This is a genomic window from Leptolyngbya sp. FACHB-321, assembly GCF_014695975.1.
Classification (GTDB): Bacteria; Cyanobacteriota; Cyanobacteriia; order Leptolyngbyales; family Leptolyngbyaceae; genus Stenomitos.
Genome location: NZ_JACJPI010000083.1, coordinates 285,229 through 307,409, shown reverse-complemented (window position 1 = coordinate 307,409; position 22,181 = coordinate 285,229). Strand labels below are relative to the sequence as shown.

The 22,181-nt window shown below is 49.9% G+C and carries 13 protein-coding genes; 6 read left to right on the top strand and 7 right to left on the bottom strand.

Annotated features, from left to right (window positions below; translation table 11 throughout):
- Nucleotides 1-291: 291 nt before the first annotated feature.
- Entirely contained in the window at nucleotides 292-2,217 is a 1,926-nt protein-coding gene (locus tag H6F76_RS26725; RefSeq protein ID WP_190446411.1) for an alpha-amylase family glycosyl hydrolase, read from the bottom strand.
- A gap of 362 nt (nucleotides 2,218-2,579) precedes the next feature.
- On the opposite strand from H6F76_RS26725, the gene H6F76_RS26720 reads away from it, so the two are divergent.
- The 4 genes from H6F76_RS26720 to H6F76_RS26705 all read left to right on the top strand — a co-directional run bounded on the left by H6F76_RS26720 (nucleotide 2,580) and on the right by H6F76_RS26705 (nucleotide 7,697).
- A complete protein-coding gene (locus H6F76_RS26720) occupies nucleotides 2,580-3,803 on the top strand; it encodes a DUF790 family protein (protein WP_190512848.1) in 1,224 nt (407 codons plus the stop codon).
- Between the two features lie 371 nt (nucleotides 3,804-4,174).
- Complete coding sequence (locus H6F76_RS26715; RefSeq protein WP_190512846.1) at nucleotides 4,175-5,125, top strand: ABC transporter ATP-binding protein; 951 nt, start codon at nucleotides 4,175-4,177, stop codon at nucleotides 5,123-5,125.
- 83 nt (nucleotides 5,126-5,208) lie between these two features.
- Entirely contained in the window at nucleotides 5,209-6,006 is a 798-nt protein-coding gene (locus H6F76_RS26710; RefSeq protein ID WP_190512844.1) for a hypothetical protein, read from the top strand.
- 110 nt (nucleotides 6,007-6,116) lie between these two features.
- On the top strand, nucleotides 6,117-7,697 hold the full coding sequence (locus tag H6F76_RS26705) for a hypothetical protein (RefSeq protein ID WP_190512842.1): 1,581 nt from the start codon (nucleotides 6,117-6,119) through the stop codon (nucleotides 7,695-7,697).
- An 80-nt stretch (nucleotides 7,698-7,777) separates the two neighbouring features.
- Here the strand turns inward: H6F76_RS26705 and H6F76_RS26700 are convergent, their stop codons facing one another.
- Complete coding sequence (locus tag H6F76_RS26700) at nucleotides 7,778-8,683, bottom strand: CoA-binding protein (protein ID WP_190446404.1); 906 nt, start codon at nucleotides 8,681-8,683, stop codon at nucleotides 7,778-7,780.
- A 271-nt stretch (nucleotides 8,684-8,954) separates the two neighbouring features.
- Nucleotides 8,955-10,154, bottom strand: a complete 1,200-nt coding sequence (locus H6F76_RS26695; RefSeq protein WP_190446403.1) for a succinate--CoA ligase subunit beta — start codon at nucleotides 10,152-10,154, stop codon at nucleotides 8,955-8,957.
- Between the two features lie 330 nt (nucleotides 10,155-10,484).
- Between H6F76_RS26695 and H6F76_RS26690 the strand changes: the two genes are divergently transcribed.
- Nucleotides 10,485-10,826: a hypothetical protein gene (locus H6F76_RS26690; protein WP_190512841.1), complete on the top strand. Its 342-nt coding sequence runs from the start codon at nucleotides 10,485-10,487 to the stop codon at nucleotides 10,824-10,826.
- A gap of 351 nt (nucleotides 10,827-11,177) precedes the next feature.
- Nucleotides 11,178-12,878: a transglutaminase domain-containing protein gene (locus H6F76_RS26685; RefSeq protein WP_190512839.1), complete on the top strand. Its 1,701-nt coding sequence runs from the start codon at nucleotides 11,178-11,180 to the stop codon at nucleotides 12,876-12,878.
- A gap of 196 nt (nucleotides 12,879-13,074) precedes the next feature.
- Here H6F76_RS26685 and xseB read toward each other — a convergent pair whose 3' ends face one another.
- The 4 genes from xseB to H6F76_RS26665 form a co-directional block, all read right to left on the bottom strand.
- Nucleotides 13,075-13,341: an exodeoxyribonuclease VII small subunit gene (gene xseB / locus H6F76_RS26680; RefSeq protein WP_190512969.1), complete on the bottom strand. Its 267-nt coding sequence runs from the start codon at nucleotides 13,339-13,341 to the stop codon at nucleotides 13,075-13,077.
- 192 nt (nucleotides 13,342-13,533) lie between these two features.
- On the bottom strand, nucleotides 13,534-18,576 hold the full coding sequence (locus H6F76_RS26675) for a choice-of-anchor I family protein (RefSeq protein ID WP_199322492.1): 5,043 nt from the start codon (nucleotides 18,574-18,576) through the stop codon (nucleotides 13,534-13,536).
- A gap of 784 nt (nucleotides 18,577-19,360) precedes the next feature.
- Entirely contained in the window at nucleotides 19,361-20,791 is a 1,431-nt protein-coding gene (locus H6F76_RS26670) for a hypothetical protein (protein ID WP_199322488.1), read from the bottom strand.
- Nucleotides 20,792-20,991: 200 nt separating this feature from the next.
- Complete coding sequence (locus H6F76_RS26665) at nucleotides 20,992-22,167, bottom strand: glycosyltransferase family 4 protein (protein WP_190512837.1); 1,176 nt, start codon at nucleotides 22,165-22,167, stop codon at nucleotides 20,992-20,994.
- Between the last annotated feature and the right edge of the window lie 14 nt (nucleotides 22,168-22,181).

Genomic DNA, 22,181 nt, shown 5'->3' with positions numbered 1-22,181 from the left:
AAGTAAAGTCATCCTAACTTCAGGAGTGTACTATACGGACGCGAACTAAAAGCATAGTTAAAGAACCGTGTGACAAGACTTTGAGACCGAAACTGTCTGAACAGAGATAATTTTTAGCACAACAAAGTAACGTCGTTAGCTTGGACTTACCTTACAACGTCGTTAGCTTGGACTCACCTTACGGGCAAGTGGTTCACTATTACTTCATCCACTAGCGTCACCTAACCGGGTGATCTGTCGAGCAACTGCAATATTTAAGTAAGCGGTAAACCCAGAAACGCTGGCTACAGTTCAAAACTCGACCCCTGATGCCCACACATCACGCCATTTAACGGTTCCTTCGTTTGCAATGACCCAGCGACGAGCGACTAAATTTTCACGTAGTGGTGCATGACCATCGCGCCACATGGCGTACTTATAAGTGACCATTTTGCCAACGCTTTCATTAAAAGGAATTTCAGTAAACCAGGTGTTGGTGTTGATGTATTCCAGCGGGTACGCCTTAGAAATATCCCAATTGCCCAGTTCAGGACAGTCACCTGTAACGACGATCGTTTCGCCGGGTTGGGTCTGGACACCGTTAAGCTGCACACGCACGATCGTTTGACCTTTAACCCGTTCACCGACATGGCTGATGACGATCGCGCTGCGGGTGGGAATCTCCAGGTTGTGAATCTTGCCATGACTCACCTCAAACTTATTGCGGGTCAGGACGCAGGTATGCTCACCATCTGGTAATTCCGTCTCAACGTTGGCGATCGTTGCAGTCTCACCCCGGTTGAGCGCGACAAAACAAATGGAGTCGCGATACCGTCTGGCATAGCAATACACATCAGGTTCAAGGTGCTTTTGCCAGTGCCCTCCCATGGACACAGCAGGATTCAAACGACGCAGACCAGAGAGTAAGCGGATCAAGCGATACATTTCAGTATCAGTGTCCCACTGCGTCATCATGGGACGGTTGTAGGGATCATTACCCCCGTTGGTATCGTCGTGGAGATACTGTTCTGTGCCGTAATAAATGCAAGGAATGCCACGACTGGTCATAATCAGCGTAATGGCTACCCTCAGTATGTCTGGATCAGCATTTAAGGACTGAAACCGAGGCATATCGTGGTTGCCGACAAACGTGACTAACTCGTTTGCCCTGAAGTAGCGGTAATCCAAGTCAAAGATCTCTTGAACCAGATGAAACCCACCTTCGGCTCCTTGTCCCAGTGCGGCGCGGATGGCAACACATAAGCCAAAGTCAAGCAGCGTCATGCCAGACTGATTGGCATATTCAACGGAGCGATCGTCCGAGGGATGATTATAAATCCACTCGCCAAAAGTAAAGACATCCGGTCGATAACTCTGGATATCAGCATTGAACTCCTGCCAGAACCAGATGGGCATATGTTTAACGGTATCGATACGCAGGGCATCGACCCCGCGATCAAGCCACTGCTTAATGGCTGCTTTGATATAAGCGCGATAGTCGCTGTTGTTTTCGTTAAAGGTAGCTAGCCCAGACAGTTCACAGTTTTGGACTTGCCACTCGTCTTCCCAGTCAGTGACTTCGCCATAGTGGTGATACCAACCGTTTTTGTCATCGTTAAAGTCAGCAATCTTGACACCATCATCATAAAGTTCGCCCTTTTTGCCACTGAAGTCGGGGTTGCTGTGGTTGCAAACGATGTCAAGGATCAGCTTCATGTTGCGCTTGTGTAGCTCTTCAATGAGGCGATCGAAGGTTGTGTTTTTTTGCTCTTGAGTGCGGTTCAATGACGGGTCTTCGCCCTTGCCGATGTAGCGTGGGTTGAGGCGCTTGAAGTCTCGCGTCCAGTAGCCATGCATGGCAGCGTTGTCTACGAAGAGCGCTTCCACCTGCTCAAACAAAGGCGTTAACCAGAGCGCGGTCACACCTAAATTTTTAAGGTAATCAAGCTTGTCAATGATGCCTTGTAAATCACCGCCCCAATATTTGCCCCAGTCTTGCCGTTCAGGATCAAAAAGCTCTGGGTTGGGTCCTTCGTTGTTTTCAGGATCGCCATCGTGAAAGCGATCGACCACTATGAAGTAGAGCGTTTCTTGACGGAACTCAATATCGCGAGTGTAAAGAAATTCCAGATCAATTTCGGTGTCTTGACGGGCTTCCGAGACTAGCGATACGGCTTTTTCTTGGTTGTCATCCGTTTCGTACTGAGTGCGAGAGCCTGACGGAGGAGTTGCTACCATAATTCGTTGAGAGCCTACTAATAAGAGCCAGTCACTTAGGAGCAGTTGTTTAAAGTGATTTGTCTAAAGCTGTCTGTTTAACTTTGATCTTGACAACCTATATATTTGAAACCCGCAATTGACAACGCTTATGAACGGATAGTCAGAAGAAGCAGTAAACGCCTTCTCGCCGACAGTTGGGCGACTGCCGTTTACAGCTTCAGCTTCGCCTAAGTGTGCAGCCAGCAAGGCTAGTTCTTAGCCAGGCTGCAAAAACCGTTCAGCTAAACTATATAAAAGTTAATACCAGTCTCTACGTTTCGGTATCTAACTTGGGTAGTAGTTCTTTACTGTTCATGCCCCTAAGGGTATAAAACCTGCGGATGTTACCAACCGATTTGCTCATTCATCGTTATAGTGGCGAGGAAATTGTACCCAAACGGTTGACGATCGCGGCACCAAATCTGGCGATCGCCAATGACGTGATCACCCTTTTTCAGAATGCTAAAGCTGGCACCAGAGGCGCACTCAATCAGCAACTGCAAGCGTTAGAAGGCGAAAGTACTGACTACCGGATTAAGCGTGGTCTTGCTCATTTGCTGACCAGTGATACCTTTAGTCGTTTTGAAACGATTAGTCCGCTTGACCCTCTCATGTTGCGCCAGCGAGTCTTTGCGCTCTCAGCACAACGAGCAGGCGGCTCTACAGCCACACAAGTAACGCTGGAGCAGCTTGCTGCAAGCCTTACTCAAGAGCTAGGGCAGGATGTTTTGCCCGCACATATTCAAACGGGACTGTATGCCGACCTGACCGAAAACCAAATTTTGACCAGCTTTGAAGCACCAACAGCAGAAGCATTACTGCATCGTTATAATCTGTCGCAAGTGCAAGGTATTTTCTATCGCGCCAGCCACGTCACTATTAACGCGCATCGTAATGATCCTGGCGAATACAAGCTGCTGTTTCGCTATCTCAAGCTGTTTCGCCTAATGACTTACATTGAAGGTGACGCGGATCATGGCTTTACGCTGACGATCGATGGTCCCACTAGCCTTTTCAAACCAAATACACGCTATGGGCTAAAGCTAGCAATGATGCTGCCAGCCTTATTGCACGTGACCAAATGGAGCCTTAGCGCCACTCTGCAACAGCGAGAGACGTATTCTGGCGAACTGCGATCGGGACGCTTTACCCTCAACGCAGACTGCGACTTAGTAACGCACTACCCCCCCGGTAAAACCTATGACAGTATGCTGGAAGCTGGTTTTGTCGATCGGTGGTCAAAAGCAAAAACCGAGTGGCAGCTTGAACGAGAAGTCGATCTAATCCCCATTCCTGGCAGCGTGATGATTCCCGATTTTCGCCTCGTGCATCCGGATGGGCGCACGTTTCTGCTCGAAATCGTAGGCTATTGGCGACCTGACTATCTCAAGAAGAAGTTCTCTCAGGTACGCCAATCAGGGCGCGATGATCTGATTTTGGCAATCTCAGAACGGTTAAATCTGGAAAAGGCAGGCGTTAAAAGCAGCGACCTTTCCGCACGAGTTGTCTGGTTTAAAGATCAATTAATGCCTAAAGCCGTGCTGGAGTTGCTGGCTAAATTTTAGGGGCACAGCGGCAGGTTTTTGGGCTGAAGAAACTGGAAGGATTTGCAACCTGCTGTGGCTTAATTCGTCAAACAATCTAAGTTTTCAAAAAGTGGAGCCATTAGCTTCGAGCCGTGGGGACTGGGTGCATCCCTATAAAGCGAAGTTAAACGACTGAGCATGGCTACTCCCTCGTTTTGTAGCACCCCGCTACGGCTTAAAGAAGTGTTCTTTTACGTTTTCGTTTCAGTTTCCGAAATGCTACTGCCAAAGCGTGTAGGGAGAAGCTAGGCTAGCGAGTAACTTTTGAGAACGGTAGAAGGCAGCAGCTAGCAGTCAGCCCTTACCTTCAAGCCTCTCCTTCTCTCCTCACCCTATTACCCCTCTCTCTCATGCCCCAACAACTTGCGATCTCTACCCGTGGGCTAACAAAACAGTTTGAGCGGCAGATTGCCGTCAACGATGTTGATTTACAAGTGCAGGCAGGCGAAGTCTATGGCTTGATCGGTCCCAATGGCGCGGGTAAGACGACGCTGATTCGGATGCTGGCAATGGCAGAAGAGCCAACAGTCGGCGAAATTTATATCAATGGTGAGCCACTGGTACGCGATCGCGACAACCCCAACCTGAAGCGACAGCTTGGCTATCTGCCGGACGACTTTCCGCTTTATGACGACCTGACCGTTTGGGATTATCTCGATTACTTTGCACGGCTCTATCGGCTAACCGAGCCCAAACGCAGCCGACGATTGAAAGAGGTGCTGGAACTGGTACAGCTCACGCACAAGCGCCAGAGTTTAATTGCGACCCTTTCACGGGGGATGAAGCAGCGACTGAGCCTGGCACGCACAATCATCCATGAGCCAGTACTGCTCTTGCTCGATGAACCAGTATCAGGGCTAGACCCGATCGCCCGTGTTCAGTTCCGCGAAATTATCAAGGTGTTGCAAGAAGCAGGCATGACGATCCTGATTTCATCGCACGTCTTAAGCGATTTGGAAGAACTTTGCACGTCCGTTGGCATCATGGAGCTGGGCTTTTTGGTTGAAAGTGCCTCGCTTGAAAATTTGTACCAGCGCCTTAGTCGTCAGCAAATTGTAGTGGCGACAATGGGCAATCTGGGGGCACTGCAGGCAGAGTTAAACAACTGTCCCCAAGTTGAAGGCATAGAAGTTTTGGCAGATGCCCAGAGCCTTTGTGTTCACTTTTCTGGTGATGTACAGGAATCAGCTGCGCTGCTGCGATCGCTCATCACCGCCGGCATTCCTCTCACTGATTTTCACCGCACGCAAGAAAGCCTGGAAAGTATCTTTCTCAAAATGGGGCATCAGCAGACGTCGTAACAGTGCTTTTAGCAGTCAGAAGTTAGTAGAACCTTCAAGCTCAACGCAAAACGTTCTTCTTTGTCCTTTTATCTTTGACATCAATGCTGTCTCACTGGCTGCCGCAACTGAGCGATCGCAATCCCCAACTCCTGCGGGAAATCAAAGGGCGTGTCACACGGCGTCAGGTTCTGGTGACGCTGGCTCTATCGCTAGTGACTCAGTTGCTGATTGTGGGCTACAACTGGCGACGTCTTGGCTCGGCTTATGCTGAAACGAGCGGGAGTAACATGATGTGGCGCCTTTGGTGGTTCGACATTTTCAATACAATGACTTGGATTGCACTACTGCTCCTACTGTTCTTGGGCAGCTACTTGTTAGTGAATGACATTGCACAGGAAGAGCGGCGAGGCACACTAGACTTTGTGCGCTTAAGCCCAGAGTCTGCTCAAAGTGTTCTGCTGGGTAAGCTGCTGGGCGTGCCGATCTTATTGTACGGGGCGATCGCTTCTGCCCTTCCTTTGCACCTCTGGGCAGCAAACAATGCAGGATTATCGCTGTTACTGATCGCTAGCGTCTACCTACTGGCAGTCGCTTCTTGTAGCTTTGTCTTTAGTTTCACCTTGCTTCATAGTTTGGGTTGGGGTGCTCAGGCGCAATTCTGGTATGTCTTACCTGTTCCCTGCATCATCTACTTTTTGCTCTCGCTACTAAGCGTTTATGGAAGTTTCAAGTATCAGTATCATGCACACAGTCAATTTATGGCTGCAACGGGTTACTTCAACCTAGGAAGCGGCTTTTTCATTGCTGTCAGCGTTCTAGTGACAGCAATGGTGGTGCTGACGTTCAGCATGTGGTGGGAGAGTATAAAGCGCTTTCATCACCCACCGCTACGCCGCTGAATTTTACCGCTTTTGACATTTATTGCTTCATCTAACTGTCTTTACTTAAACCTCAAAGCTCAGAACTTTCTCTTACCCTCATTACCTTTTAACCCTGGAGCATTCATCGTATGACACTTAACTGGCTGCATAAATTCAGCGATTGGAATCCCCAGGTCTTCCGGGAACTCAAAGGACGCTTGAAGCGCCGTAATGTTCTTCTCACTGTTCTAGGATCACTGACAACTCAGATCTTCGTGCTGCTATGTTTTTGGAGCACGCTGCCTGTTGCACGACCAGCCGTGATAGGGGATGACCACCACAACGCGTACTGCACAGGCAAGGGGAGCTATCGCTGGTTTGAATGTCTTTACGATTCACTGGGTAATCCCATAGTGAATTGGCAACGCTGGTGGTTCGATGTGTTTCAGGCAATCTCCTGGGTCTTGCCCTTTGTGCTGCTGATTGCAGGGGTGTATTTGCTCATTGGTGACTTAGGGAAGGAAGAGCGCCGAGGCACGCTGAACTTCATTCGCTTAAGCCCACAAACTAGCCAGAAGATCCTGCTTGGTAAGCTTTTGGGCGTACCTGCTGTACCGTATTTGGCAGTGTTGTTGACGTTGCCGCTGCATGGATTGGCAGCGATCGCAGCCGGAATGCCAATTAGCGATGTTCTCAGCTTCTACCTTTTAACGATGGCTGTTTGCGCCTTTTGCTACACTGCCGCCTTGCTGTATGCGCTGATGGGTGGCGTGCAGGGTTGGACAGGAGCAGTGGTGATTTGGATGAGCTACACGCTCTTCTACCAACTGTGGCACTCCTGGTCAGACTCCAGTCTGCGCCTACAATGGTTTTACTTTTTAATTAACGGCAGCCGTACCACTGCGCTTGCCTTTGCGTTGCTGACGCTGGGAACTGGCACCTACGGGCTGTGGCAAGCAGTTAACCGTCGCTTCCGTAATCCTGATTTGACACTGTTAAGCAAAAAACAGAGTTACGGTATGACGCTTTGCTTAGAAGTTTGGCTAATTGGGTTTGTCTTCCGAGATCTTACAAACTACGATCGTCCCTTTAACGATTTAATCTTGCTGGGCTTTTTCAATCTGCTGTGGTTTATGGTGCTTTTTGCAGCGCTTACCCCGCAGCGGCAGATGCTAATTGATTGGGCGCGGTATCGGCGGGAGCGAGTTACCAGCGCCAAGCAGTTTTGGAGTCGCTCGATTGTCAAAGACTTGCTGTGGAATGAGAAGAGCCCAGCGCTGGTGGCGATCGCACTCAACCTGCTGCTTGCGGCTGTAGTGGTCGTACCCTGGATACTTAGTTGGCAAGGTAGCAGTCCACGACAAGGGCTAGCGACCATTGTCCTGGGTAGTACGTTCACGCTTATTTGTGCCGCGATCGCCCAACTAATGATGTTTATGAAGTCGCCGAAACGGGCAGTCTGGGCTGCAAGCACGGTTACTGCTGTGGTGATTCTGCCGCCAGTCGCGCTTACTGTCTTGCAGTTTTCCTACACCGAAGTACCGCTAGCATGGCTGTTTTCCATCGGTGCCTTTACAGTGTTCCAGCAGGGTGTCTCAATGACGACTGCCTTCACTGCCTTCCTGGGTCATCTTGGCATCTTGAGTTTGCTATCTTTGCGCCTCACTCGTCAGCTAAAACGGGCAGGCGAGTCGGAGATGAAAGCATTGCTAGCAGCAAGTAGAGGCTAGCTCCAAAGTAGAAAGCTCTAAGGTATAAAGGCTGAAGGATAGAATCCATCTTCTACCCTTCAGCCTTTATACTTTCAATTTCAGCTTTTTCTCGTGGTTAGCTTCAGCGCTTTCTTCACCAGATCAGGAATTTGCCAGGGAAGATCAGCGACCGGAATTTTGGCACGCCGAAAGGCATTGATTTTGCTATCGGCTGTACCTGTTTCGGGACCTAGTTCAGAAACCTGGGCGTTAATAATGGCTCCAGCGTGCCCCATACGTCTACCTTTAGGCGCAGTACGTCCAGCAACATAAGCAATTACAGGTTTGTCGATCGCCTCAGCAATATAGTGTGCAGCGGCTTCTTCGCTGTCGCCACCAATTTCGCCTACCAGCACAATCACTTCTGTATTTTCATCTTCGTCTAGAATCTGGAGCCACTGTGGAAAAGATGAGCCGACGATCGCATCGCCGCCAATACAAACGCCGATCGACTGCCCTAAGCCTGCTTGCGTCAGCTCCAGCGCAATTTCATACGTTAGTGTACCGCTACGACTAATCAACCCAACGGGTCCAGGTGTATAAAACTCGCCTGGATGAAGCCCCATCAACAGTTGACCCGGAATAATGATGCCAGGGCTGTTGGGACCAACAATCAACGTTTCTGTTGCTTCGGCTTTGCAGAGCAAGCTGACCATATCTAGCGGCGGAATGCCTTCTGTAATCAGCACAATTTGACGAATGCCAGCCGCGATCGCTTCCAGTGCTGCGTCCAGTGCTGCATAAGGCGGCACAAAAATGACGGTCGAATCAACCGGACCGACGATCGCCAGCGCTTGCTCGACCATGTCGAACACACGAATGTCTTGCTGCACTGTGCCGCCATAACCTGGGCTAACCCCTGCGACTACATTGGTGCCGTATGCCCGCATAAGTGGCGCATACGTCGCACCCAATGGTTCGACAACACCTTGTATCAAGACTTTGCTGTCTGGTAAGAAATTCATAACCGATGATCACTGAAACGATCGCAGCACAAGAAAACTAATACTAGCCAGAATGCAAGAGAAAAGCGAATGTTGCTGCTACTCAAGTAACAGTACAGCAATTTTGCTGGGGGGAAATCACTTGGGAAGGAAGGGGCAGGGGTAAGGAGGGAGAGGTTTAAGGATACAAGTTTTGAGTAGCGCTACGTCCTTTAGACTCGCTTCGCGTTTCTGATCTGCCAAAAGCGTTAAGTGCCATTAGAGCGTTTAGGTTAATTCTGCCTTTTGTCTTTTATGAATTGCGTACCGCCGCTTTCGACAGCGTTACAGCTTGAGTAACAGCTTCATTAAGGCTTTCAACTAACGGAATCTGCACTGCTTCTAGACGTGCTTGTGCACGATCGCGATCGCGCCCCACCAGTCGTACAACCAGTTGAGGAAAGCGCACGGTGTGAGCAATCAGCGCTTCGGGACTGATCTCGCTTATGCTGCGGGGCTTCCGTACTCGGCTCAACAACGATTGAGCAATAACGGCTGCAATCTCATCACAGGGAATCAAACCACTGACCAGATTAATTAATAATACCCGCACCTGTTTCGTCTGAAGCATCTGCTCTAGACCATGTTCTAGCTGTTCACGCAGGGTCGTAGGCGACGCATCCCATTGGGTTTCACCACCAATGTTAAGAAAGATAGCTGGTTTGCCACCGGCTTGAGCTACTGCATCCATCGTTGCCATTGTTAGCCCTGCCCCATTACACAAAAGCCCAATCTGACCATCTGGTTCGATCGTGACTGGCGATCGACTCAGATGACCAGGCTGGTTACCGTCTGACTTAGCAATAAGAGCTGCTAAAGCCGGATGTCGCGCCAGTGCATCATCATTCACAGTAATTTTGCCGTCTAGTGCCATCACATCACCAGTGGCAGTCACACCAAGCGGATTAATCTCTACTAGATCTAAGTCATGCTGCACAAAAAGCCGATACATCTTTTCGAGCATGGCGCTTACTGATTCTATGAGTGCCCCCTGTAAGCCCATCTTGAGCGCTAAGCGGCGGGCATAAAAGGGCGAAAAATCTTGATCGACAACAACATGCTGCATTTGCTCGAGCGCTGTCTGCACATCAATGCCGCCTTGCTGAGAACCTAATAAGACCGGACGACAAATCGATCGATTCAAGACAACCGCTAGATAAAACTCGCGCTCCGAATCATACTTTGCTTCGGCTAGCAGCACCTTTGGGTACTCGCCCATAATCGGCAGGTTGAAAATAGTTTGCGCGGCAGCGACAGCATCGATCGTGTTTTCGACAAAACGCACGCCGCCGACTCGCCCACGCCCACCAATATAAACCTGCGACTTCAGCACTACGGGATAAGGAATCGTCAGACCTTTGAGATCTTTAGGGCGATCGATACGTTGGGAGGGCAGCACAGGGATACCCATCTCGCGAAACAATTCCTTTGCTTGATACTCCAACAAGTCCATGCTGACACCTTTCTTTTGAACAAAGCCCTGACTCAAAGATAAACCGTTGTCTCGATTTCTCTCTATTGTGTTGACAATTCAGTGCTTGTGAGGGCAGTTGGTCAGCGTTTGCCAAGGCAATGAGCCACTCTCGTTAGCTAAACGCGATCTCTGCCCCTCAGGCACAACAAAACAGATAGATGGACAAAGTGACTAACTTTTCACTATCAGGCTGCATGACTCACAATCCAGATTTACCTCCTCCGAAATAGGCGGTGTTTCTCCATTAGCAGGATGAGCTTCATTCGGCTTAATTCTAATGTGGACGGAGTAGGTAAAAGAGGTTACGTCATGAATAACGATTCCAAGGTGAACGACAACGATACGGGCATTAACCAGCCTATGACTCCTGAAGAAGTTGATCCCGCTCAAAAACGGGCACAGCAAGAAATACTAGATAAAAGCGAAGCGCCACTAACAGTGAACCCAGGCGATCGCATTGATGAATCTAAAACATTAGAGGAAAAAGCGCAGCAGGTCGCGGTTGATGCACCTGATATTACAGGTGATCATATCGTTGTCCCAACATACTTTGTGGTTGACGAGCCCGATGGCAGTCAAAAAGCGCTGCATCACGTCAAGGATGCTGAAGAAATCTCTGACGTAGTGCGTCAAGCTGGGTATGGCGGTTAAGCACCCATGTCCAGTGGTCCGTACAGTTTAATTAAAGCTCAGGCAAGGCAAAAGGGTATGTCTCTTTTGCCTTGCCTGAGTTTGTGTAAGAGGGGATCAGCAACGGTTATAAGCGATTGCGCCAGCAATTACCCTTAAAAAGCCCAAAGGGGTTAGCGATCGCCGATAATTCCTTTGTGAAGCTGTTTGGATACAGATCGCCCGCAGATAGTGTTTATGATTGGGACATAGCATTGTTACCGATTATTCGTCCAATCGTCTCTGTTCGCTATTGTTTCTCTTTGATTGTTTTCTAAACAATGTAGACCACGGTAGCGGCAGTCCGTCTTATGGTAAATACAACCTGCAACTATGCAAACTAGCCACGCACAGTCGGTAGTTCAGCCCTCTCTTCCGATCCCCTCGCCCCTTTCTAGACAAGACGCTTGGTCTCGTACAGTGCGCCCCTTAGGAGCCTATGCCATTCAGGGCGTTGCTGTAATGGACAGTGCCCTCCTCGTGCTAGATTCCATCCGGGGCTATCTGCTCAAAGTTGACCCAGCGACAGACAACGCGACGATGGTCAACTCGTGCCAGGTCGATAACTTTGTTGGGGCAACTGGGCTTGCCGTCTGGCAAACGAGTATTTGGTTTGCTCGCGAAGAGAATGTCTACGTTTGCAGTCTAGACAATCTTGAGCCGCAACTTTTTATCACCATGCCCTATGCGGTGGATGGTGTCGCCGTGTGGGAGTCTACGGTTTACATTTCGAGCCAGAAAGAGGGCTACATCTCAATTTTTGAGCGCCAGTCGCGTCGGTTAATTACTCGTTTTCCCATGCCAGGGGTAGGGGCTGAAAACCTGACCGTGCGGGGTGAGGAGCTTTGGGTCTGCGATCGCTTAGAGCAAACAGTTTATTGCCTCGATCGGGCGACTGGAGAGCAGCAGTTTTGCGTACTAACACCCTTTGAGTTTCCTACAGGGCTAACATTCTATCCGCATTCTGAGAGTGGACACGACATTCTCTATGTGTCTTATGCGGGTGAAGAACCCTACATTCGAGATAACCCGAATAATCTAGAAGAGCCTTTAGAACTGACCTTTCGCGATCGCACCTTCATCCATCCGCTTTACATCCAGCACAATCCTCACGATCGTTACACGCTCTCTAACGGCTACCTGGTTGAGATGTCCTACGCGGAGGAACTGCTGCCCCTGGAAGAGGTTGAAATCCACAAGCTAGAATGGCGGATCGCGCTACCCACTGAAACCCATCGGCAAAAAATTCTGCGGATCGAGCCGATCGGTCTGCCGTTTACTGAAGAGATGCAAAATGGGCAGCGTGTAGCAGTTTTTCAGTTCGAGAGGCTGAAATCTTATGAGCGACAGATTTTTGGCTGGAAGGCTTTGCTAGAGGTGCGCGGCATTAAGTATGCTTTGACACCAGATGATGTGGATGACGTCCCGCCACTACCATCTGACTTTCACGCCCGCTACCTAGTAGATGACGATGAACTGGCGATGGATACTCCCGTGATTCAGCAAGCGGCGAAAGAGGCGATCGGTACGGAAACAAATCTACTGCGAAAAATCTTAAAAATTCGCAACTATGTGTACGATCGCCTTTCTTACAGCCTCACACCCCACATTGATGCACCAGATGTCGTGTGGGAACGGGGCGTTGGCTCCTGCGGCGAATATGTTGGAGTGCTGCTAGCACTAGCCCGGCTTAATGGCATTGCCTGTCGTACCGTGGGACGCTATAAATGTCCTGCAAAAGCAGATCAGCACCATGTACCGCTAGAGCCGGACTACAACCACGTCTGGATTGAGTTTTATGTACCGGGCTATGGCTGGTTACCAATGGAGTCGAACCCGGATGACGTTGTTGAACGTGGTCCCTATCCAACACGGTTCTTTATGGGCTTGCCCTGGTATCATGCCGAGATTGGTAAGGGTATTCCGTTTGAAACCATGTCTACTCAAGACGATGGCGTTGATGTGTCGATCGGGGAACTAGCGATTAATCACGTTCGCTTTACCATTCTTGGCGAACTGCCCCCATCTGACTAACACCTGCCTTTAACGGCTCAAACCCGTTTGTGGGAGAGTAGCAACACTTGATACATTGTGAACCCAGCCATGACCGTCAAAAGCGTTAATGAAAGCATTGCTCAGACCTTAAACTCTTGCTGTAACGTGCCCATAGGGAAAGTGTAAACTTTCATGACGCAGTGTTTTTCAGCCGTTTAGCTGAGTTTTCTAGTCTTTAAGCGTCTGTGCTGGTTTCCTGCTTTTCACTGCGATGAGTCGGCAACGTTTCGATCAGCAGATCCATTTGTTGCTGACGTTGACCCAAAAATTCCTCGCACTGGCGCAAATGTTTTACAGCAACGGCGAATTGGTCGAAAACATCTGCCAGATCTAGCTCTCCAGATTCGATCTGCGCCATGATTGCTTCGATCTGCCTTACCGTTTCTTCGTAATTCCAGTTTGCCGATGATGAGTCTGTAGCTGACAGGCGATCGCCATCCATTTGACGAGGCATATAGGTTTCAGAAAGGTCTCTAGGAGTGGTCACAATAAGTTAGAGCAGAGTCTACAACATTAGTATATTCCAGGGGTTTTTATACCAATGCAAAAACTGTTGGCTACAGATTTCTACGCTCGAGCTTAAGACCAGCAAAAAGCCCCCAGATGTAGTATCCGGGGGCTAAGTCACTCAATGCTACGCGGTGAGGAAGCTACTAGCAGTCACGCTGCTGGCTTGGACTCCAGACAGAAACGCTAATTTTCCGTCGCCTGCACTAATTAAGGTGCTGCTGCCATCTTGTGCGATCGCCAAATCATTGAAGGTCAAACCGCCTGTTAAATTAAAGCGAGTTGACCCAGCAGAGTAACCGTTAATGGTATCAATGCCGTTGCCGCGTGTGAGGACGATCGTATCCTGCCCACCATTCAGGTTAATAGTGTCGTTACCGGGTCCGCCATCAATGAAGTTGATACTAGAGCCAACCGTAATGGTGTCATTGCCATCACGACCAAAGATGGTGTTGTTGCCATCATAGGCATAGATTTTGTCATTGCCAGAGCCACCGTCAAAGTAGTCATTGCCAGAGCCGCCGAATAGCTCATCGTTGCCATCTTCACCAAAGATGATGTCGTTGCCGCCATTACCGTAAAGCTTGTCATTGCCATGACGACCCAAAATGGTGTCAACGCCAGTTGTGCCTTGAATGGTGTTGTTACGAGCATCGTCAAAGATTTCGTTGATGTCGTTGATTGCAATGGTCAAGACGCTATCTAAACTCAAGCCACCCTGGTCAGTGGTTCGCACTCGAATGCTGTAGCTAGAAGTCGTTTCAAAATCGGGCGAAAGGTTGATTTGCAGTTGATTGCTGTTGATTGTGAAGGCACTATTACCGCTATCGCCTGCACCAGCAACCAAACTATAGGTGAAGGTATTACCTGGATCGGGATCGGTTGTGGTGAAATTGCCAATTAGCGTATTGGCTGGAACATTCTCATCAATGCTGGTGGTGCTCAAAGCAAGAGTAGTCGGGGCACTGTTAAACCGGAACCGAGCAACGGAGGGGTCGTGGTCGCTAATCTGGTCAGCAAACTCTGAGTTAAAGTGAACGACATCATACCCATTGAGTTGATTGAACAAATTGCCGCTCACCAAGATGTGGTCAAGGGTTTGAGCGTTGCCCTCAAAGTTGTAGGTATAGCGCTCATTGGCAGGCAGAGTTTCGATCAAATTGACCAGACCCGCGCTTTCTACCAGGTTAACTGGGGCGGAAAACTCGAAGTCATTCAAGTCACCTGCTACGACGACGTTAGCGTTGGGGTTTACAGCCAGCACGCTTTGCACAAAGTTTTTGACGATCGCCGCCTGCTGAAGCCGCTGGGCTTCGCTAGTGAGAGTCGGTGGCTGAAAGCGCCCAAACAATGGCTGATCGCCGCCTTTGGAGTTGAAGTGGTTGGCAACCACAAAAACCGTTTGTCCGTTGAAGACGAACTCACCGACCAATGGTTTGCGGCTGGCGTTGAACGCAGGGTTGGTTGGGTCGATGAGACCAGGACTGGCAGAGAGTAGAGGATTTCCGCTGTCGTTGGTTACGGTTGTCCCTGTTGTAGAAGCACCGCCTGGGCGATCGACAAAGGAGACGCGATTGGGATTGAACAGGAAGCCCACGCGAATATTGCCGCCTGGTTCGCCTCCATTCGTGTCATCCACCGGATTGATCTGACGGAATTCGTACCGGGGACCACCTGCCGCCACGATCGCGTCAATCAAGGTTTGATACGTCTGACTGGCATCCACAATGGCATCGTTTGTGGGACCGTTGTTATCCTGAATTTCTTCCAGATTGATAATATCTGGCGCTTTCAGGTTCGTGACGATCGCGCTGGCAAGGGCATTAAACTTCGCGGCACCATCGCCTGGATCGAGGTTTTCCACGTTGAAGGCGGCGACCGTCAAATCGGTGGCGCTGCCAACCAGATTCGTCACTTCTTTTTGCAAGGGCGATGCTTGTACAACCGTTGGTGCCGTAGTAACCAGGACTTCATAGTTGCTGAAGTCATAATTCACGACTCCAGCAATCGTGCTGAGTTGAGCACCCACATTCACCTCAGGCAACACCAGCGCATTGTCCAGATCGTCAATTTGAATGCGTTCAGGGTTGAAGTCGTTAGCTGTAATCAGGCTACCGCCACGAGCCGTGCGACTAGTCGCGTTGGCACCGTTATCTGCCAGCACCCAAATTTCCTGCGAGGTGCCAAACGTTGCCGTGGGTGAGGTCGCAAGCGGGTTATTGACCTGCACCAGCATTCCTTCCAAACTTTCGTAAAAGTCGATGCCATCGGTAGCGGGGTCAAATACGCCGCTGGTTTCCACATTGCCCGTTCCATCATCGTTGATCACGCTGGTAGGGATGGTACGTCCACCGTTACCCACGATTGTGGCGGTTGGCAAAGCATTGCCGCTCGACAAAACGGTGATGGTGGGGCTAGAAATTTGCGTGGTTGATAAGTTGGCACTGGATGCTCCCCCGGCGCGAAACTCGCTGACGGTGCCGCTAACCTGAATGGCATCGCCAACCTTTACAGTCGGTGCAGACGAGGTGAAGACAAAGATGCCTTCAGAGGTGGCATCGCTGCTGTCCGGGTTGGGGTCTTGCAGGTAGAAGCCGTTTGATCGCACCACCGTCACGATGCCAGCAACGCCCCTCACGGTTTGACTATTGAGCGGCGATGTATGGCTGGTTCCCTGAATATCGCTAATGCGCACGGGGGGCGTAATTTCAAACAGCGCCACGGTTTTACTGACTTCGTTTGCGGTTGCCAGCAAGGGCTTCCCAGTGGGGCTGTCTGCTGCTGGGATGAACGTCAGTCCTTCTGGTGCCACATCTTCTGGCGTGTTGATGTACTGCACAAAGACGGGCTTGCTGGGATTGGTGACTTCGTAAACGACGACATCGCCAATGCGCTCTAGCCCAATAAAGGCATAGGTGCGGTTGTTGATCACGCCGATCGTCACGCCTTCTGGCTCGGGACCTTTGTTGTCACTGCGGGTATCAAACGTGACGGCGGTGCCATCGGAGTTAAAGAGCGTGGGTGCCAGGGTTGCCGTGATCTGTTCTAGCTGGTCGCCGCTGTCAAATACGAGCACACCGTTGGCATCTCGAATCGAGAACGATCGTGCCCCAATGACTTCAAGTCGATCGAGGTCGCCATCGCCATTTTTGTCGCTGGTGGTGCGCGAAACAGTGAGCCGTCCTAGATTGGCGTTGTTCTGTAAAGTGGCAGCATTTGGGAACACAGTGGGATCGAGCACCGCAGCACTAATGCGCACTTCTTCAGCAAAACCTGTGTAGTCGCGGGCATCGCCTTCGTTCGCGGTGATGTAGTAAGTCTGACCGTTCGCTGTAAAGCTAGCGATCGCGTCTGGTTGATACAGCCCCACGACAGGCTGTGTGCGAATGTTAATGCCGCCGTCGCGATCGCTGGTATCCAGTCCATTACCCAGTTGGCTATGGTCTTTGATTCCCAGTGGAATGATTTGGGTGATGGTGGCGCTGGCAATGTCGAGGATGGCGATCGCGTTGTTTTCTTGGAGCGTCACCTGTGCAGTCAGACCGTCGGGTGCAACGGCAATGTATTCTGGCTCCACATCTTGAGCCACCGTTGCCCCTGGACCGATAATTCTCACCCCTGCTGCCTTCAGCGCGTCAATCTGGCTGTTGAAATTGGTAAACGAGGCATTTCTCACCGTGGCACTGGCAACGCCGCCTGCTAAATCAATGACGCTCACCGACCCTTCTGGATCACCGGAGATCGCTTGACCGTAGCTATTTGGTTCGCCTTCGTTGGCAACTAGAACCTTCGTGCCGTCAGGTGTAAAGGTCAGCATATCGGGCAAGAAGCCAACTGCCACCGAATTCAAAAAGGTGCCATCAGCGGCATTGTAGAAGCTGACCCGTCCCGTTTGCTGGGCGTTAGTGGTTGCGTCTACCACCGCATAGGCGACGGCAACAATACCGTTTTTGACCGCCACACTGTTGGGAATCGCATTGGTGCCAGCAGGAGGCGTAAAGCCTAGTGTTAAAGCACCCGTCAAAGTGAGTGCCCCAGTGTTGCTGACGCTGAAAATTTCGACGGTGCTGCTTGCAACGGTAAAGAGTCGATCGCTCCCTGGATCAAACGCTGGAATTTCGGCACCATTCGCGCTAGTAAAGCCACCCACTTTCTGTAAGATGCCGGATTGAGTCGGGCTGGCATCATTGTCTGCAATCGCAATGCTTTGAGAGGCGGTAGTGCCCAATGTAATGCCTGCGGAGGGATTACTGAGGGTCAAGACGGCAGCTTCAGTGCCTTCAGCGATCGCATCATCCACTATGGTAAAGGTGACAGTGCCCGTCGTTGCGCCATTGGGAATTGTGATCGTGCCTGCACTAAGCGCATAATCACCAGCGGTAATGCCCGTGCCGGACACGCCTAAGCTTACGGTCTGATCGCCCGTCACAACGCTGGAAGCCGTTGCTGTCAACGTGATCACTGTCTGCCCTGCTTCCGCGCCCGTACTGGAACTAGCTGCTAAGCTAACAGTGGGATTACCGCCATCGCCAGCACCAAACGTAAAAGCAGTGGTACTAAAGGGTACATCTGGAGCTGTCCCATCGATCCCTTGATCGCCTGTAGCATCCTGAGTTTGCCAATTTGCGGCGTTGTTAATGGAAGCCAAATAACCGCTAAAGCTGGTTTGTCCACTGCGTAAACCGTTGTAAGCGCCAATATCGGCATCATCGTCAACAGTGCTGAGATCAAGAGCCGTTGTGCCAACCGTCAGCCCTGTTCCCGTTAGAGAACCATTTGCGGTACTGAAACCACCATTTGCCACAGCAGTTAGAAACGTGGTCGGTATACCTGGCGAACCCTGATACGCATAAAGCACTTCATCGCCAGCCGCAAGTCCTCGATTGCTGCCTCGTCCAGTAACGGGAGTGACGACTGTGCCTGTGCTGGCTGTGATCGTACCCGTACCAATGTTGTCAATGCTGACGATCGTGCCCGCCGTAATGGGAGCCGTTGAAGCCCAGCTAAACGCAGACTCGTTGGTATCAACAAAGCTAGTGCCGTTCCACTCGTTGTCTTCAAAGTAAATGGTTTCACCAGCAGGAATGTCTGCCAGCGACACGAAGGCTAGATTATCGTTCCCATCAGCGTTAAAACCAACGATCGCAATACTGCCAGTACTAAGCGGCATCAGAATATCTCCTAGTCATGTGTTGGGGATGTGGGTAATCAGAGAAGGTGCAAGAGTGCAGAGGCACAGGCATCAGGAGTTAAAAAAACGGTTCATGCTGTCAGCAGCGATCGTGATACCACTCAGATTAAGAGTGGCAGGTGCCATAAAACAGGTAGACCGTGGAAGAAACGGGAATATGTAAGCGCAAAAAATGATCCTCAAAGCGAGTTTGAGGGAATAGCAGACGGCTAAAAGCGCTTAAACCTGTTTATAAGAAAAACGTGATGTTAAGTTCTTCGTGCCACAAAGCCTTAAAGCAAAGCTCATGATCAAGAACCTGAGCGTAGTTACAAAGTTTGAGTAAGGCGTTGTACTCTTTTGGATTGCTCGCGTACGTACATTCTTCGTTAAGACTGTAGCATCAGTACTAATGCGGAGCTATGTGGTATAGAAGACATTCAATATCAAGATTGTGTAAAGTAATACAGATTTTTGCAGCAGAGGCTCAACTTCAATCGTTAGTCATTAGCACTGCTGCTATCTGTAATTAGCGATCAACTCTCATACGTTTCAACAGTTGCAAGATTCTGCTGCTGTTCTAATACCAATGCCCTTTTTACACGTTACAAAGCAAGATCCCCGCCTGCGACGTCCCTTTTCGTAAGGGGAATTGAGGGGGATTCGGTCTCCGTACCTACTGCCCGATGCCTGTTACCTGATAACGCCACTGGGTATGCTGACCAGCAAGCGACATAACACACAGCGACTTGTTACGACCCAGTGGCACCGCCGTAAGTTGATATTACTCTCGCTGCTGAAGCTCGTTGAGATAGAGTAGATCATCATGGCTTAAGTAACTTGTTGCTTGCATAGCGTAGGCAACCAGTTTCTCCCGGTGTCGTCGCTGTTGAGCGAGCTGTCGTTCTTGCCATTGCAGCCCAAGCAATGCAGCCACAGAGAGCATAAAGCCGGGTTCTTCCATCAAGGTGAAAATTAGCCCATTTACCAGTACATTCAGCACAATGAATCGGGAGAAATCGTCGGGGCAAAGCCGTGTCCAGACAATGATCCACAGGTACATGTAGGCGGCTAGACCCAAATAGCCTAAGTCGCCCCAAACACCAGCCCATCCCCAGAATGGAGAAAACATACTGGAGTCAAGGTAATTACCATTCCAAGTCGCCCAGATCACATCCGTTACCGGATGAGTCGTAGCGCCAAGTGGTTCTAAAAGGCTCTGATAGTCTTTGAGCATCCAGCCGCCTAAACGTCCGATCGAATGGCCTGGTCCTAACCCTAAAAACCAGTTTAAGACTGATTCATAATAGGTAGGAATAATCCATAGCGGACCTGACTTAAGAATGGTGGCATCTCCATCGGGACCATAAATTTCTGGTCTGATCCATGTCTTATAGGCTTTAAAGAGTTCTACATTCTGAATACACCACCAAAAAATAGAAAGTAGTACAGCCGCAACAATAATATATTGCAGAGCCACTCCGATGTTCTTGAAGCGGCTCAAAATGAGCAAAATCCACGCCACAATAGCGACTAGAATAACCTGTTTTGCATCAGCCAGCAAGATCTGCATCAGTGTGGCAAAGCAAACAGATGCCCGAAGCCACATTGGAGCTTTTTTAGCGCTAACAAAGTAGTAGAGACAAAAGCATAGAGAAACGGTAGCTCCCACTACGTGACCACCAGACGACAGATAGAAGACTCCTTGAATGTTGTCTTCCATAGTTAATCTAGTGTGGCGGAGGATGCCAACACTTAGAAGAACCTTCTGAGCTAGCGCTAGAAAGAGGTGAGCAAACGCAAACCCCAGCAACCATTTTCTAAACTGTTTGAAATAGCCCTCACTGATTGGAACTGCCATAATCGCCAGCAGTAGAATGAATGGCTCAGTCAGCAGCAGAAAATCTAGAACGACATTAATGACACCTGCTCCATTCAAGATGGCACTTGCGGTCGTAATGGCAAAGAGGGCGAAAAGACCACCGAGAAGAGAGTCTGCGATCGTAATCTGCCGTTTGTCTTTAACCCGCGTTTGAAAGAGAACAATGACACAGGCGAGAGGAACGATCGCGAAGTGTACAAAGTTGATGGCAGGGGGAAACCCGATTGAATTAAGCAGCCGAGGGAAGAATGTTGCTGCAAAGGCAATCAAGATGAGCGTTGAACCTTTGACGATGCCACCGCCCTGCGGCTGATAGTTTGTTCCTGCGACCATCAGTTCCTCTGTTGTTACTTACTTCTTTATTAGTCGCGCTCTGGTAACTATCAGGAAACAACGCATGAAGTTTTGGTTACTTTTCTGTAGCTTTTGCATTATGACTACTTTGAGTAACGTCAAGTAAATCGGAGCGCAACCACAAAATGCAGGACTTGAAATACCTTGAAACATTGGCTGAGGAAGATGACATTGACTACTTACCATAGAGCAGGAACTGGTTGCGTCTGCTTGTAAATTTCAATTAGCTGCTGGTAATTCTTCTCAGCCGTGTACTTTGCTTCAAATTCGGCACGGGCAGCAAGGCGCATTTGAGCCATCTCAGCCGGGTTTGCTAGTGCCCACTTCACTCTAGCAGCCAAATCAGCCGTATTACCTGGCTGGTAGTGTAATCCGGTGCGCCCGGCATTAACTACTTCGGCGATTGCGCCGATATTGGCAGCAATCACGGGGGTTCCTTTAGCAAAGGCTTCGACGGCGACGCGACCAAAGGTTTCATACCACTTTGATGGAAAAATCAGGAACATGGCTTCTCCCATCAAAGCATGAACTTCGGACATGGGTCTACGTCCGAGCCATTCCACTTGAGGCATTCGTTTCGCAGCCTCAACGACCTGGTTGGCTAAAGGACCATCGCCTACAATCTTGAGCGGCATGGGATAATCTAATTGCTCCCAGGCTTCCAGCAGCGTATCCAACCCCTTTTCAACCGAGAGCCGACCTACATAGAGCGCATAGCCACCTTGTCCCGCTCCCACACCTGGATCGGGGTTAACAAAGTTAGGTTTGACGATAATTTTTTCAGACGGCAGCCCACCTTGAATAAATTTCTGACGTGCAAACTCAGTCAAAGCAATATAAACATCTACCATCTCATTCCAGGTATTCATTGCCCGATGCGCCGTGATCATAGCGGTGACTCCACCACTTGCTGCTCGGCTCTCTCGGTAGCAGCCATGCAGAACTCCTGGATAAGGGACAAACTTGCCCAAACAGTCCTCGCACACCTTTCCATCCCGGAAAAAGAGAGCGTTGGGACAGAGAAGGCGATAGTTCCGAAGAGTTTGAACAATGGGAACACCCTCTGCTCTGGCGGCGTAATAAACTGACGGAGAAATGAGCGGAAAAAAATTCTGCACATGAATAAGGTCGTGTTTAGTCGCTTTCAGCCGCTGTCGAACAATCTGGTAGGATTCAGAAGACCAAACAGTTTTGAGCGCAACCCGTGCTGCCCCAATCATGGCTAAGGTATCGTTGCTCTCCTCATATACTTCTACCTGGTGTCCTCGATCTTGCAGCAGTCGCTCTTCCGACTCGCGAGACTCATCTTCACCACCCCGAATCTGATATTTGTTGTGGATGCTCAGGATACGCATACTGATGGATCTCT